Here is a 14,478-nt window from a genome sequence, read left to right as displayed (position 1 = left end):
GCTTCGGGATTCCCAATTTAACTGCTCGGCGCGGGGTGGCCAATCTAGCAATTTTCCATTGAGTCTGCTAAGATTGAGCGTCTGCGATCAGTTTCAAGCGGGCTAATTTCGGTCTGGTCAGCTCTGGCAAATGATCTTGGATTCATAAGTTGGCTTCTCACCATGACTCAGCGTACCCTTCGTGGCACCAATCGCAGACGCATTCGGGTTTCTGGGTTTCGGGCCAGAATGCGAACGGCAACTGGGCGTCAGGTCTTGCGGCGACGGCGGGCCAAGGGGCGTTATCGCCTGGCGGTTTCCTAAGCCCTTTGGTCAGAGATTTGATTTGTCTTGGTTTTTTGGAGCGTTGCAGCCCAAAACTCGCTGACTTCTGGGGCAGACTCTCCTCGGTGCCCAATGTTGCCGGCTCCTCATCGATTGCGGGATCGACGAGCTTTTCAGGCGCTCTACCAGGGGGGCCAACGTCGTTCCGGTGCAGGCTTGACCCTGCTGTTTCAGCCGATGCCCGCAGGGTGCGAAGGGATCCCTAGCCAAGTGGGGCTGGTGATCGGCAGAAAGGTGAGCAAATCTGCCGTAAAGCGGAATCGGCTGCGCCGCCAGTTGCGAGAAATCTTGCGCCCCCTGTGCCCAAACCTGAAACCCGGATACCGGCTGCTGTTTATCTCCAAGGCAAACTTACTGACCTACCGCTGGCCGGAGCTGAGGGCGGAGGTGCATCGTCTTCTCCAAAAGGCCGACCTGCTCGTCAGCACAGATGTAGACTCAACAGGTGCAGACTCAGATGCCAAGCCGTCCTAAGAAACTTGAGCTGCACAGGTTTTTGCTACCCATGCTAGCCTGTTGCCATCATATGCTGGTGGCCACGCTAGATGTGGGGTGTGATGTACATCAAGCGGATTGAGCTGACCCGATTTAAGTCGTTTGGCAGCACCACCTCGTTGCCCCTGCTGCCGGGCTTTACGGTCATTTCCGGCCCCAATGGCTCCGGTAAGTCTAACATCCTGGATGGGATCCTGTTCGCGCTGGGTTTATCGTCCTCGCGGGGGATGCGGGCAGAGAGGCTTTTGGATCTGGTGCATTCCGGCAGCCTCAACGGCAATCGGCAGGTGGAAACCCACGTTTCCGTCACCTTTGAGCTGGGGCCAGGAGAAGATGGCCAGCCCAGGGAATGGAAAGTCAGTCGCCGGCTGCGGGTCAGGCCCGGAAAGGCTGAGGAGCTCGCCCGCGATAGTGGGACGGAGTCCTTTTCTCTCCCCTACACCAGCACCTTTTATATCAACGATGTGCCCTGTACCCTGAGCGAGCTGCACGAACAACTGGAGGCGATGCACATCTACCCCAACGGCTACAACGTTGTTTTACAAGGGGATGTCACCAGTATCATTTCCATGCACCCCAAGGAACGGCGGCAGATCATCGACGAATTGGCGGGGGTGGCCACCTTCGACCGCAAGATCGCCCAGGCCAACAGCAAGCTGGAGGCGGTGCGGGAACAAATTGAGCGTTTTCGGCTCATCGAACAGGAATGGCAAGCCCAGGGAGAACGGCTGCTCAAAGAGAGCGAAAAGGCTCAACACCATCAGCAACTGCGGCTGCAGCTGCAAACGCTGGGGCAGCAGCAACAGGTGTTGCTTTGGCGGCATTTGCAAGTCCAAGTGGAAGAAACCCAGGCGGCCATTCAGCGGTTTCTGGAAACTCAGGAGCAGGCCACTGCTCAGGTGCAGACCTTGAACGATCATTTGCAACAGGCCGAAGCCGCCCTGGGCGAGTTGCAAAGCCGCATCCATGCTCTTGGAGAGGAGGAATACCTGCACCTGCAAGCCCAAATCGCCGCCGCCGAAGCACAGCGGCAACAGGTCAGCCGACAGATCGCAGCCTGGCAGGAGGAGATCCAGCAAGCGCAGCGCCTACATCAGGAGTGCCAAGCCCAACAGCAGCATCTGCAGGCGGAGCTGGAACACCTGCACAGCCAACAAGAGCAACTGGCCCAAGCCCAGGGATCCCTGCAGGCCCAGGTTCAGAAAGCCCAAATTAGCTTGGAACAGAGCCGCGAACAGCTGCGCGCCCTAGCCCAATCCGCTGATGCCTGGGTGAAACAGCAGCGCTACCTCACCCGCCACATTGAGGAACTTCGCGCCGAACAGGAGCCTCTCCAACAGGAGCAAATTCGCCTGCAAGAGCGACAACGGCAACTGGAACGGCAAAGCCAAGAGATCCAGGCGGAGATTGCCCAGATCGAGGCGTGGCTGGGATCCCACCTGGCCCTCACCGCCGAGCTGGAACACACTTGCCGACAGTCGGAAGCTCAGGTTCAAACTTTGGCCCAAGAGCTGGCGCAACTGCAGGCCAGCCTGGAGTTGGATCGCGCCACCCACGAACGCCTCACCGTCGAGCTGCACGCCAAGCAGCGGCAACTGGACAAATGGGAAACCCGCCGCCAAGTGTTGCAAGAATCCCAGGGATCCCGGGCGACCCAAGCCATCCTGAGTGCCCGTCTGCCGGGGGTTTTGGGGTTGGTGGCCCAGTTGGGGCAGGTGGATCCCCAGTATCAACTGGCCCTGGAGGTTGCAGCAGGCAACCGGCTGCACTTTGTGGTGGTGGAGGATGACACCGTGGCCGTGAGCGCTGTCAACTTTTTGAAACGGGAAAAAGCCGGACGCGCCACCTTTTTGCCCTTGAATAAGCTCCAGCCCACCCGCCCCCCCAGCCCCCTGAAATTGGACGGCCTGATCGACTACGCCATTCGTTTGGTGCGTTTTGAAGAGCGCTACCGGGATGTTTTCGGCTTTGTGTTCGGCTCCACCCTGGTTTTCCAAAGCCTAGAGCTGGCCCAGCCCCACATCGGCAAGCACCGCATGGTTACTCTGGAAGGGGAGCTGTTGGAAACTTCGGGCGCCATGACCGGCGGCAGCGCCCCCCAGCGAGCTGGGATCCATTTTTCTGTCGGCGAACCTTCCGAGGAGGCCGCCTTGCGCTCCCGCTTGGCCGAGCTGGAGGAACTGCTGGCCGCCCTCACCCTGCGCCTACAAGCAGCCCAAGCCCGCGAAAAACAACTGGCCCAAGCCCTGCTCCTGGCTCGCCAAGACGCCCTGCAAGCCCAGCAATATCTGGAGCGGCACCAAGCCGACTGCCAAAAGCAACAGGCCCGCCTGCAACACCTGCAGGGATCCCTGGCGCAAAGGCAAAGCGAAAGCCACCAGATCCAGCAGCGGCTCCAGCAGATTCAACTGCGTTGGGATCCCTTGCAACAGCGCCTGGCCGATCTCACCCTCAAGCTCAGCCAACTGGAGGGATCCCCGGTGAACCAACATTGGCAGCAACTGCAGCAGACGGTGCAGCAGCAGGAAAGTCGCTTGGCAGAGCTGCAGCAGCAACTGACCCAACTGGAGCGGCAACAGCAGGAGAACTCCGGCCAACAACACCTGAAACAGGCCCAAATCCAGCACCACCAGGAGCGCCTGCAGGAGAGCAAACAGCGCCAAGCCTATCTGCAGGAGCAAATCGTCCAAGCCCAAGCCACCCTTGGCCAAATCCAGCAACACCTTGCCGAGCAACGGCAACAGATGAGCCAGATCGAGGCCCGACTTTCCCACCTGCGCCAAGAGCGAGATCGGCAGGAATTTCAACTGCGGGCCCAACAACAGCAAATCCAACGCCTGGAGTGGGAACGCTACAACGCCCTCACCCAACAACAGGAAAAAGAGGCCCTGCTGGCCCAACTGCAAACCCAACTGCAAGCGGTGGCCCAAGAGCTGCCGGATCCGCTGCCCAACTTGCCCGCCACCCTGACCCTAGACGAGCTGCAACGGCAAAAACGCAAAATCGAAGAGCAATTGCGATCCCTGGAGCCGGTAAACATGCTGGCCATTGCCGAATACGAACAGACCCAAGCTCGCCTGCGGGATCTCAGCGCCAAACTGGAAACCCTGCACCAAGAGCGCACCGAGTTGTTGCTGCGCATCGAGAACTTTTCCACCCTGCGTCGGCAAGCCTTCTTGGATGCCTTTCATGCCGTCAACGGCCATTTTCAGACCATCTTTGCCCAACTTTCCGATGGGGATGGCCATTTGGAATTGGAAAACCCAGAGGATCCCTTCGCAGGCGGTCTAACCTTGGTGGCCCACCCCAAAGGCAAGCCGGTGCGCCGTCTCAGCGCCATGTCGGGAGGAGAAAAATCCTTGACAGCCCTCAGCTTTATTTTTGCTCTGCAGCGATTCCGCCCTTCCAGCTTTTACGCCTTTGATGAAGTAGATATGTTTTTGGACGGGGCCAATGTGGAAAAATTGGCCAATATGATCTGGCAGCAATCTCGTCAGGCGCAGTTTTTGGTGGTCAGTTTACGCCGCCCCATGATCGAAAAAGCTGAGCACACCATTGGTGTAACCCAGGCCCGCGGTGCATACACTCAGGTGATCGGCCTGACCAAACCCGCCCCTCACCCCAGTTAAGATGTGGCTTGGTTAAGAGCAGAGGGCAAATCCTGAGGTCCCATTAGGCTCATTCTAAGAATGGTTTAGGAGTGTCCAAACGCCTGCCATGGTTGCTCTGACTCTGAATCTATCCCCCCTGACAACCCTGAGCCGAGCAGATTTTATTCGGCTTTGTGCCGCCAATCCTGACTTGAAGCTGGAGCGTACCGCTCAAGGAGAATTGGTTATCATGTCTCCAACCGGCGGGGAAACCGGCCACTGGAATGCCGAAATCACCACAGACTTAACCCTTTGGAATCGGCAATCGGGCCGAGGGAAAAGCTTTGATTCTTCCACCGGATTTTCCTTGCCTTCAGGCAGCGACCGCTCCCCTGATTTGGCCTGGATCCCGATTGAAAAGTGGGAAGCTTTGGATCCCTCAGTCCGTCAAGGATTTTTGCCCTTGTGCCCCGATTTTGTGGTGGAGATCCTCTCGCCCACCGATTCTTGGATCCAAACTCAGGCCAAGATGCAAGAATACATGGACAACGGCTGCCGGCTGGGGTGGCTGCTGGATCCCAAGGCTAAGCGGGTGATGATCTACCGACAAGGGCAAGCGCCGGAATTGGTCGAAGATCCGGAAACCCTATCAGGAGAGGACGTGCTGCCGGGCTTCACCTTGCCCATTCGCAAGATCTGGTCGGCTTGATATGAGTAGCTTTCACGGATTTACGATCCCTGATACAGATTTTTTCCACACCCTTAACCCAGCTAACTCAGATGGATCTCTTGCATGACAGGGATCGGAATTGCAGAACTCTCCCAACCTTGGAAACAGCTGCAGTAAAAATGTTGAGCGATAGGCCAAAAACAGGCGGAGTCACACTACCATGGCTGCTCTGACTCTGAATCTATCTCCCCTGATAACCCTCAGCCGAGCAGATTTTATCCGGCTTTGTGCCGCCAATCCTGAGCTGAAGCTGGAGCGTACTGCCCAAGGAGAATTGGTCATCATGTCTCCAACCGGTGGGGAAACGGGCAATCTTAACTTTGAAATTGCCGGGGAAGTTTATGTTTGGAATCGGCAATCGGGCCGAGGGAAAAGCTTTGATTCTTCCACCGGATTTTCCTTGCCTTCAGGCAGCGACCGCTCCCCTGATTTGGCCTGGATCCCGATTGAAAAGTGGGAAGCTTTGGATCCGGAAACCCGCCAAGGATTTTTGCCCCTGTGCCCCGATTTTGTGGTGGAGATCCTCTCGCCCACCGACTCTTGGATTCAAACTCAGGCCAAGATGCAAGAATACATGGACAACGGCTGCCGGCTGGGGTGGCTGCTGGATCCCAAGGCCAAGCGGGTGATGATCTACCGACAAGGGCAAGCGCCGGAATTGGTCGAAGATCCGGAAACCTTATCGGGAGAGGACGTGCTGCCGGGCTTCACCTTGCCCATCCGCAAGATCTGGTCCACCTGACATTCTACGGTCGTTTTATAGTCATTTTAGACAGGAATGAAACATTTGTGTATTGGTTCCTAACTCCCCTCTCCCAAAGGAAGAGGGGCTGGGAGTGGTCGCAGAAGCTGCACGGAATGCTTGAGGAGTGTCTCAATCTAGTTTGGAATGACTATAGTCCTCAGATTGGGGTCTTTCGCGCAATTCTGGCGAGACTGGGATCTTGGCCAGGCTGGATAAGGCCCACCGATGCCTTTTGCACCTGCTGGACTTCTTGCAAAAGCTGCAAGTAAAAAGTCCGTCGTTCCCAATCCAGATCTCGGAGCCCACAGCCCGGCTCTCGATGGTGCAGGCAATCGCGAAACTGACAGGCGCCCAAGCGATCCCTTACTTCGGGGAAGCACCGTATCAACTGCAAAGGATGCACCGGCGGGATCCCTTCGCCAGCATTGAATCCCGGCGAATCGGCGATCCAACCGCCTTCCGGCAAAGGAAACAGCTCCACATGGCGGGTGGTGTGCCGACCATGGCCCAAACGTCTGGAGACGGCCTGAGTGGCCAGCCGAACGTCCGGCAGCAGCCGATTGAGCAAGCTGGATTTGCCCACCCCGGAAGGGCCCATCACCACCGAGATCTGATCTCGACAGCACTGTTGCAACTGGGGGATCCCAGCTTGGGTGTGGGCACTGACCAACAGAGGCTCATATCCCCACCTCTGCAGACGCTCCACCCAAGTTGTCGCCACTTCTGGATCCACGCAGTCGCATTTGTTCAACACCACCTGAACCCGCAGTTGGCTGGCCTCGGCTTGCACCAGCAGACGACTGAGGGCGTTGGGCTCAGGGTCGGGCTCGGCCAGGGCCACCACCACCAGAACTTGGGTTGCGTTGGCAATAGCGGGTCGAGGCAGCTGAGTGCGCCGCGGCAGGATCGCCTCGATCACCCCCCGCTCCGGCCAGAGGTCGGCGGCAGCAGGCGGCAAGCGCACCTCCACCCAGTCCCCCACCATCACCTGCTGGCCCGTTTTTTTCAGCTTGGCCCGGCTGGTACAGAGAATCTCCGCCGGGGTGGGCTTTTGAGCCGGAAACTGAGCCGGGATCTCGGGAAAAAGGGCGGCCAAACTCGGATCGATCCGCACGCGATAAAAGTTGGCCTGCGCTGCGCGCACCCAGCCGGTACAATCTTTTCCTTCCGGTTTCACCGGGCTCATGCCGACTCAGGCGTGCCGCGACGCACCCAGAGAATGTGATGGCCTTCGGGGGCAGCCGCCTGTCCCTCAATCCGATGCCCGGCCATGGCTAGACTGTTGGGCACCTGCTCCAGGGGTTCTCCCGCATCCAGCCATAGCTCCAGCAGTTCTCCAGGAGCCATGCGCTCCAGGCGCAGCTTCGCCCGCACGTAGTTAAGTGGGCAAGGGATCCCGCGCTGGTCAAGGATAAACTTGACCTCTTCCGACGAAACAGCCTCTGCAGTCATTCTTCCTCACGCTCCCGGTTGCCAGGCATCTGGGCCAGCCCCCGCAACAACCCGCCCAAGAAACCATCCCGCTTGTTGATGCGTTCTCCGTGCAGCTCAGCCAGGCGCATGAGCAATTCCCGCTCTTCTGAGCTGATGCGGGTGGGGATCTCCACCACCAAGGTGATTTGGTGGTCGCCCCGAGACATCGGGTTGCCAATGCGAGGTACCCCCTTGCCCTCCAGGGTCAGCACTGTACCCGGCTGGGATCCGGCTGGGATGGTCAGCTCCACCTCCTCCTCCAGGCCGGCTTTCGAGTCCACGGTGGGCACAGAGACCTTGGCCCCCAAGATGGCCTGCAAATAGCTCACCCGCACCTCCGAGAGAATGGTCAGGCCATCTCGCTGGAAGTCGGGATCCGGTTCCACGAATAGGTAGACGTAGAGATCCCCGGGCGGGCCACCGCGTCGACCGGCATCGCCTTCCCCGGAAACCCGCAAACGGGTGCCACTATCCACGCCGGCTGGGATGTTAATGCGCAGTTTCTTCGTGGTTTGGGCCAAGCCCTCGCCGTTGCAGTTGTAGCAGGGCTCCTCCAACACCTGACCGCTGCCACCACAGGTGGGACAAACCGAGACCTGAGTGAAGTTGCCAAACGGCGTGCGGGTTGCCCGTCGCACCTGACCGCTGCCTCCGCAGGTGGGGCAAGTTTTCACCTCCGTACCGGGCTTGGCCCCGCTGCCCCCACAGACATTGCAGACCTCCAGGTGGCTGATGCGAATTTGCTTTTCGCCGCCGAAGATGGCTTCCAGAAACTCCAGTTTTAGGTCAAAGCGCAGATCATCGCCCCGTACCGGCCCCTGGCGACTGCGGGCATAGCTGGCTCCTGCCCCTGCAAAGTTGGTGAAAAAGCTCTCGAAAATGTCGGCAAAGCCACCCATCCCCGCAAAATCCTGGAATCCACTTGCTGCCGCAGCAGCTCCACTCAAACCCGCTTCTCCAAAGCGATCGTAGCGGGCTTTCAGCTCATTATCAGAGAGCACCTCATAGGCACGGTTGATCTCCTTGAAGCGCTCCTCGGCGCCTGGCTCCTTGTTGACATCCGGGTGGTACTTACGAGCCAACCGTCGATAGGCGCGCTTGATCTCCTCTTTGGAGCTATCGCGGCTAACCCCCAAGATTTCATAGTAGTCGCGAGCCATAGAAGCGCTTCAGAAGAGGTTAAAGATCAAAACATCAGACACACTTGAGATGCAACTTGTCAGGCAGCACAACCGAAGCAGACCTACAAGGCACCGGAGCTGGGGGAGAGCAAGCAGTTGCCTAGAATCCTCAGCGAGCTCCATAGATCTCGCTACCCATCTCCAGCAGGACAGCCCGCAGCTCTTCCATTGCGTTCCGTAAAGTTGCTAAGTCTACGTTATCATTTGCCAGCAATGCCCTCAATGTGCCCGCCACTTGAGCCCCCCGCTGGATTCGAGCTTCGCTGAGGCGATTGCCATGCTCCTGCAGGGTTTTGTCGTAGTTGTAGAGCAGGCTATCTGACTGGTTGCGGGCTTCCACCAACTGCCGCCGGCGCTGATCTTCTTCGGCATAGGCCTCCGCTTCCCGACGCATTCGCTCGATCTCGCTGCTGCTCAAGCCACCGTTGTTGGTGATCTTGACGCTCTGCTCGATTCCTGTCCCCTTTTCCCGAGCCGAGACTTTCAAGATCCCGTTGGCATCGATGTCAAAAGAAACCTCGATCTGGGGCACCCCACGGGGAGCCGGCGGGATCCCGGTCAGCTGAAAGCGGCCCAAGGTTTTGTTGTCTTTGGCCATGGCCCGCTCTCCCTGCAGGACGTGAATCTCCACCACACTCTGGCCATCGGTGGCAGTGGAGAAAATCTGGGTTTTACTGGTGGGAATGGTGGTGTTGCGCTCGATGATGCGGGTGAAGACTCCCCCCAGCGTTTCCACCCCAATCGAGAGAGGGATCACGTCCAGCAGCAGTAGATCTTTCACTTCTCCACCCACCACGCCTGCCTGGATGGCAGCGCCAAGGGCCACCGCCTCGTCCGGGTTGACGGAGCGATCTGGGTTTTTTTTGAAGATTTGCCGAATTTTCTCCTGGACAGCGGGAATACGAGTAGAGCCGCCCACCAGCAGCACGCGGTCGATGTCTGCAGGGGAGAGGTCAGCATCCCGCAGCGCCTGTTCTGTAGGCTCCACGGTGGCCTCCACCAGATCCCGCACCAACTCCTCAAACTTGCCGCGGGTCAGCTCCACTTCCAGGTGCTTGGGCCCCGAATCGTCGGCGGTGATAAAAGGCAGGTTAATGAGTGTAACCTGGGTGCTGGACAGCTCAATTTTGGCCTTCTCAGCAGCCTCCCGCATCCGCTGCAGGGCCATGCGATCCCGCGAGAGGTCGATCCCTTCCGTCTCCAAAAACTGACGGATGAGCCAATCGACAATTCTTTGGTCGAAATCATCCCCCCCCAGGTGGTTGTTGCCGGCAGTCGCTTGCACCTCAAACACGCCGCTGCCCAGTTGCAGCACCGAGACATCGAAGGTGCCGCCACCCAAATCGAAAACCAGAATGCGTAGGTCTTGATCTTGTTTGTCTAGGCCATAGGCCAGGGCGGCTGCTGTCGGCTCGTTGATGATGCGCAGCACCTCCAGGCCGGCAATGGTGCCCGCATCTTTGGTGGCCTGCCGCTGGGCATCGGTAAAATAGGCGGGAACGGTGATCACGGCTTGGGTCACCGGCTCCCCCAGATAGGCCTCCGCATCGGCCTTCAGCTTTTGCAGGATCATGGCGGAGATCTCCTGCGGAGTGTAGGCGCGATCTTGCACCACCACTTCCACCATGTTGTCTCGACCGGGGATGACCTTGTAGGGAACCCGCCTCCGCTCATCTTCGGTCTCGGCAAAGGTGCGGCCAATGAAGCGTTTGATGCTGAAGATGGTGTTTTCAGCATTGGTAACCGCCTGGCGCTTGGCCAGTTGGCCCACCAAGCGGGTGTTGTTCTTGGCGAAGCCGACAATGCTGGGGGTGGTGCGCCCTCCCTCGGCGTTGGTGATCACAACGGGCTGACCACCTTCCAAAACCGCCACGCAACTGTTGGTGGTTCCCAGGTCAATCCCGATGACTTTACCCATAGCCCCCTCTTCCCGTGCGCCAAGTCTCAACCCAAGAACGCGATTCCACGGATCTTAAAAGCATTCTGCCCAGAATCCCGCAGAAACCTTCAGACGTTGCTTTCGTCTCCGTAGCTTTACTGTAGCGTTTCTGAGACTGCTCTGGCTCTGTTTGTCAAGGTTCAAGTGAGCAAGTTCGGCTAGGAAGGTTGGGGGTTTTGGGGAGAGGCGGGCGTGTTTTCCGGACCAGCTTCGATGGTGGCTTGGGCTGGGGGGGATGGTTCAGAGCTGGGGCTGCCCGCCGAGACGGCTACCATGGCATGACGGATCACCAAGTCCCCCAACTTGTAACCCGGCTGATATTCGACGGCTACCACATCTTCAGGATAGTCTGGGCTGGGCTGACGGGCTATGGCTTCGTGCAGGTTGGGGTCGAAGGGCTGGCCCACCGATTTCATGCGGGAGACGCCCATCTTCTTCAGGCATTCCACCAGCAGGCGGTAGACGCTCTGGTAGCTGTTGTGCAACTCCCGCTCGCGGTCGGTTTCCAGCTTCAGCTGCTGCTGAGCCCGCTCAAAGCTGTCCACAACAGGCAAGATCTCCAGCACAAATTTCTGCCGTTCTTTTTGGCTGAACTCTTCTTTTTCCCGCTGGGTACGCCGCCGGTAGTTTTCAAAATCGGCGTAGAGGCGCAGGTAGGCGTCTTCTTTCTCTTTGAGTTGCTGGCGGACAACTTCCAACTCGTGCTGGAGCTGCTTGAGAGCTTCACCGGGATCTGGAGAAGGCTCAGCTGCGGTTTCTCCGGAGGAGGTACCGGCTTCTGCTTCGCTATCTTCCAAAATCAGCTTCTCCAGCTCTGCCTCTACGTCGATCTCTTCTTCCTGTAGTTCAGGATAGGTATCTTCTGGGGCCATCGGTTGCTTCTCTTCGGCAGTCATGGGCGATGTCGGCAAGTGTTAGCAATGAGCAGTGACTCGGATATCCCCAGTTTGGCAGTTTCAAAACCGCCGCTGCACTCAGCCAAACCAGGCTCTGTGTTGATCGTATTCTACCGGGTTCTCTTTCAGCCAGTTGAAGTCAATATCTTTTCTTTCCTAGCCGACCAGCAGATGTTCCCGTGGCCGGCCCAGGCAATCGGGGAAGTAGATCTTGGCCAAGTCGGGGATTAGGCGCCAGTTGGGGCTGTAGATGGGTTGAATGGGGGAGTGGGTGTGAATATAGTAGACCAGAAAGTCGCGGATGCTATCGGCTGAGATCCACAGGGTTTGGGCTTCTTGGAACATGCTGTAACCGCCGCCGCCGCCGGCTCGGTAGTGGTTAATGGCCAGGCGAAAGGTCTGTGCTGGTTCCACCGGCTGTCCGCGGAATTGTAAGGTCACCAGGCGCTTTCCTACGGGGCGGGTGAGATCGAAGCAGTAGTCGATGCCGTGGTAGAGGTCGAAGGTGTAGCCGCGGGCTTCGGGGGCCACGACGGCAGCAGGATCGGCGGGAAGGTGATTGGGATCCAACTGGCGAAAATAGCCGGCAGTCTGTTCTAGGGCGCGCCGCAGAATATCTCCAGTGATCTCCAAAACGCAGAGGGTGTTGTCGTAGACGGTGAGGCTGTAGGCATCTTGCAGGGAGATGGGGCCTGCTGACAGGCCGGCGCTGCTGCAGATGTTGACCAGGGAGAGCTCTGCGGGGAATCCTGCCTCCCGCACTGCTTGCAATTGGGCCTGATGGAGCAGCTCTGCCAGAGGGTTGGCCCCCAGACGGGCTGCCAGACCGCCGCTATAGGCAGAACGGGCTTGGCCAATGGGCTGACGGATGTAGCGCAGGGTGGCTTGATGATAGGGCTCTGTCAAGGCCAAGAGTTCGGGATCGGGAGGGATCCCTTCGGCGGAGAGGAGCTGTGCGCTTTTCCCGAGAATTTGCCAGCGGCTGCCCTGGCGCTCCAGCTCCAGGGATACCTGGGAGAGGTGGCTGCCCCAATAGCCGGGCTGAACTACCAGAGCTTGGGATCCCCCCAGACCGGCGATGGTCTGGTGGGTATGGCCGGAGAGGATGACGTCAATGCCGTCCAGTTCGGCCAGGGCCAACAGTTCGTTTTCCCCTGCCAGGCTTTTGTTGCTGCACCAGCCGGAGCGATCCGGGTTGTGCCAATGCTCAGGGGTGCGCAGGGGGGGCAATTGGTTGGGGCCGCTGTGCAGGATCAAGATCAAAACATCCACCTGAGGTCGCAGCAGCGATAGGTAGTGTCGGGCGGTCTCCAACAAGGGGGCAAAGCGCAGCCCCGCAATGTAGTCGGGTCGCTCCCAGGTGTCGATGCGGGGGGTGGTCAGCCCTAGCAAGCCAACGCGAACCCCGGCCAATTCCCGGATCAGGTAGGGCTGGAAGAGGGGATCCCCATTCTGGCGGAGGATGTTGGCGCAGAGCACCGGACAGCGGAGATCGCCGATAAAATCCTGGAGAACTTGCAGCCCAAAGTTAAAGTCGTGGTTGCCAGGGGTAAAGGCGTCGTAGCCCAAGGCGTTGAGAGCATGAGCCAAGGGGTGAGGGGAGACGCGCTCCACTTGCGCATAGTAGGTGCCCAAGGGGGATCCCTGAATGGTATCGCCGCTGTCGATGAGTAAGACGGGATCCTCACTGGCAGCTCGCACGCGCTTAATAAGGGTGGCCAGCTTGGCTAGACCGTGCTCCGCAGGGATCCCGGTGAAGTAGTTCCAGGGATGTAGATTGGCATGGAGATCCGAAGTGTGGAGAATTGTTAATCGCATTCTCATATCATAGCCAAAGTCAAAGCCCAACCCAAACTCGTCAGCCCAGCAAGAACAGCACCTGTACACAGCCCACCAAAAAGCCGAGGAGGCCGCCTAAGTTGACGATGGCCTGGAGTTCTTGGCGCACGATCTGCTGGATGGCCTGCTCCAGGTCGGCAGGGGAGGTGGCGTTGACTTTATCGGCAATGACCTGATCCAGGTTCAACACCGGGATCACCTGCATCATCAGGGATTCGAGATCCCGTTCTAGGTAGCGCTCCAAGACCAAAGCCAGGTCGGCGCTGATCTGATCGATGGAGGTGATCAACGCCTTGGAGTTGCGCAGGCGTCCCAACACCAGGCTGGCCACTTTTTCCCAATCGATGGTCTCCCCCAGCCCTTTGATAACCTCTGGCCCTTGGCTGCGCAGGTAATCTTGGATCCCGTCGCGGAGGGCACGGCGCAACTGACGCACGGCGGAAACCGGCAGGTTTTGCAGCGAGAGGTTCTGCAGGATCTCGGTCAGGCGGCGGGAGGCGTTGATGTCTTTGAGCAGATCTTCCAAGATGGCTTCTGCCCCTTCCGGCTCTTCTAGACAATAGGTGCGCAGGCGCAACAGGGCATTTTTCAGGCCGAACAAGTTGGCCACCACCCAGTAGGAGCCGGTCGCTCGTTCACGAAACTCCTCGTCAAGGGATTCGATGTTGCGATCGGTGAGAAAGTCCACCAAGTTCTGCCGCAATACCTTTGGGGGCAGCGCCTGCTTCAGGATCCACTCCGAGAGCTGCTTAGCCTGCTCGCTGCTGAGGCGCAGCTCCAGCAACACTTGGTCGAACAGTTGGTTAATGGGCCCTTCCAAAAAGGTTTCTTGACGGGCCAGCACCTTCACCAGGCGGGGCAACGACTCGTTAAACAGATCGGCCAAAATGCGCGCCAACACCTGGGCGGTTTGCTGCTGCTGCTCAGGGTTTTGCAGCCGATCCAGAGCTACCCCCAGCAGCCAGCGGATCCCAGCTTGCATGCGCTCGGTTTGCAGCAGCTTACGGGCCAGATTGTGCAGTTCCTCCGGCGTGAGCAGGGATCCCATGATGGTCTTGGCGATCTGCTTGGCCAGACGGGGTTGGTTCTGCGGGATCAAACCGGGGGTAAAGGGGATGCGCCAGCCGAAAACCCGATAGGGGCGGTAGGGCCGGAACAGCATTTTGATGGCAATGTCGTTGGTGAAATAGCCGATCACCAGCCCGGCCAGCGGGGGCACAACGTAGATCCAGAAGGCCATGGAAGCAATGGAGGGGGCTCTCTTCT

At 58.5% G+C, this 14,478-nt stretch carries 12 protein-coding genes; 5 read left to right on the top strand and 7 right to left on the bottom strand.

Features of this window, described 5'->3' with window-relative positions:
• Positions 1 to 162: 162 nt before the first annotated feature.
• From rpmH to CYB_RS13970, 5 genes are all read left to right on the top strand, one after another.
• On the top strand, positions 163 to 303 hold the full coding sequence (gene rpmH, locus CYB_RS14450) for a 50S ribosomal protein L34 (RefSeq protein WP_011434477.1): 141 nt from the start codon (positions 163 to 165) through the stop codon (positions 301 to 303).
• Positions 304 to 396: 93 nt separating this feature from the next.
• Entirely contained in the window at positions 397 to 798 is a 402-nt protein-coding gene (gene rnpA / locus CYB_RS13985; RefSeq protein WP_011434476.1) for a ribonuclease P protein component, read from the top strand.
• Positions 799 to 881: 83 nt separating this feature from the next.
• Entirely contained in the window at positions 882 to 4,448 is a 3,567-nt protein-coding gene (smc, locus tag CYB_RS13980) for a chromosome segregation protein SMC (protein ID WP_011434475.1), read from the top strand.
• An 88-nt stretch (positions 4,449 to 4,536) separates the two neighbouring features.
• Entirely contained in the window at positions 4,537 to 5,118 is a 582-nt protein-coding gene (locus CYB_RS13975; RefSeq protein ID WP_011434474.1) for a Uma2 family endonuclease, read from the top strand.
• A gap of 181 nt (positions 5,119 to 5,299) precedes the next feature.
• Positions 5,300 to 5,881 (top strand): Uma2 family endonuclease, encoded by a 582-nt coding sequence (locus CYB_RS13970; RefSeq protein ID WP_011434473.1) that lies wholly within the window; start codon positions 5,300 to 5,302, stop codon positions 5,879 to 5,881.
• Between the two features lie 160 nt (positions 5,882 to 6,041).
• Here the strand turns inward: CYB_RS13970 and rsgA are convergent, their stop codons facing one another.
• The 7 genes from rsgA to CYB_RS13935 all read right to left on the bottom strand — a co-directional run bounded on the left by rsgA (position 6,042) and on the right by CYB_RS13935 (position 14,452).
• Positions 6,042 to 7,070: a ribosome small subunit-dependent GTPase A gene (rsgA, locus tag CYB_RS13965; protein ID WP_011434472.1), complete on the bottom strand. Its 1,029-nt coding sequence runs from the start codon at positions 7,068 to 7,070 to the stop codon at positions 6,042 to 6,044.
• The gene (locus CYB_RS13960) at positions 7,067 to 7,336 is read right to left on the bottom strand and encodes a sulfurtransferase TusA family protein (RefSeq protein WP_011434471.1); all 270 of its coding nucleotides are present in this window, start codon (positions 7,334 to 7,336) and stop codon (positions 7,067 to 7,069) included. Before CYB_RS13960 ends, rsgA begins: the two co-directional genes overlap by 4 nt.
• Positions 7,333 to 8,517: a molecular chaperone DnaJ gene (gene dnaJ, locus CYB_RS13955; RefSeq protein ID WP_011434470.1), complete on the bottom strand. Its 1,185-nt coding sequence runs from the start codon at positions 8,515 to 8,517 to the stop codon at positions 7,333 to 7,335. The genes CYB_RS13960 and dnaJ overlap by 4 nt, the downstream gene beginning before the upstream one ends.
• Positions 8,518 to 8,647: 130 nt before the next feature.
• A complete protein-coding gene (gene dnaK / locus CYB_RS13950; RefSeq protein WP_011434469.1) occupies positions 8,648 to 10,456 on the bottom strand; it encodes a molecular chaperone DnaK in 1,809 nt (602 codons plus the stop codon).
• Positions 10,457 to 10,635: 179 nt separating this feature from the next.
• Complete coding sequence (gene grpE, locus CYB_RS13945; protein ID WP_071818179.1) at positions 10,636 to 11,373, bottom strand: nucleotide exchange factor GrpE; 738 nt, start codon at positions 11,371 to 11,373, stop codon at positions 10,636 to 10,638.
• Between the two features lie 156 nt (positions 11,374 to 11,529).
• Positions 11,530 to 13,191 (bottom strand): bifunctional metallophosphatase/5'-nucleotidase, encoded by a 1,662-nt coding sequence (locus CYB_RS13940; RefSeq protein WP_011434467.1) that lies wholly within the window; start codon positions 13,189 to 13,191, stop codon positions 11,530 to 11,532.
• Between the two features lie 40 nt (positions 13,192 to 13,231).
• Positions 13,232 to 14,452 carry a DUF445 domain-containing protein gene (locus CYB_RS13935; RefSeq protein ID WP_011434466.1) on the bottom strand — a complete coding sequence of 407 codons (1,221 nt, stop codon included), beginning with the start codon at positions 14,450 to 14,452 and terminating at the stop codon, positions 13,232 to 13,234.
• Positions 14,453 to 14,478 lie beyond the last annotated feature (26 nt).

The organism is Synechococcus sp. JA-2-3B'a(2-13) (assembly GCF_000013225.1).
Lineage (GTDB): Bacteria > Cyanobacteriota > Cyanobacteriia > Thermostichales > Thermostichaceae > Thermostichus.
This window is presented reverse-complemented; position numbering and strand designations above follow the sequence as displayed.

Excerpts from the sequence above, each read along its gene's own strand:
- grpE (WP_071818179.1), bottom strand. The coding sequence starts at position 11,373 with ATGACTGCCGAAGAGAAGCAACCGATGGCCCCAGAAGATACCTATCCT.
- rpmH (WP_011434477.1), top strand. The coding sequence starts at position 163 with ATGACTCAGCGTACCCTTCGTGGCACCAATCGCAGACGCATTCGGGTT.
- CYB_RS13960 (WP_011434471.1), bottom strand. The coding sequence starts at position 7,336 with ATGACTGCAGAGGCTGTTTCGTCGGAAGAGGTCAAGTTTATCCTTGAC.
- dnaK (WP_011434469.1), bottom strand. The coding sequence starts at position 10,456 with ATGGGTAAAGTCATCGGGATTGACCTGGGAACCACCAACAGTTGCGTG.
- smc (WP_011434475.1), top strand. The coding sequence starts at position 882 with ATGTACATCAAGCGGATTGAGCTGACCCGATTTAAGTCGTTTGGCAGC.
- CYB_RS13975 (WP_011434474.1), top strand. The coding sequence starts at position 4,537 with ATGGTTGCTCTGACTCTGAATCTATCCCCCCTGACAACCCTGAGCCGA.
- CYB_RS13935 (WP_011434466.1), bottom strand. The coding sequence starts at position 14,452 with ATGGCCTTCTGGATCTACGTTGTGCCCCCGCTGGCCGGGCTGGTGATC.
- dnaJ (WP_011434470.1), bottom strand. The coding sequence starts at position 8,517 with ATGGCTCGCGACTACTATGAAATCTTGGGGGTTAGCCGCGATAGCTCC.
- rnpA (WP_011434476.1), top strand. The coding sequence starts at position 397 with ATGTTGCCGGCTCCTCATCGATTGCGGGATCGACGAGCTTTTCAGGCG.
- CYB_RS13970 (WP_011434473.1), top strand. The coding sequence starts at position 5,300 with ATGGCTGCTCTGACTCTGAATCTATCTCCCCTGATAACCCTCAGCCGA.
- CYB_RS13940 (WP_011434467.1), bottom strand. The coding sequence starts at position 13,191 with ATGCGATTAACAATTCTCCACACTTCGGATCTCCATGCCAATCTACAT.
- rsgA (WP_011434472.1), bottom strand. The coding sequence starts at position 7,070 with ATGAGCCCGGTGAAACCGGAAGGAAAAGATTGTACCGGCTGGGTGCGC.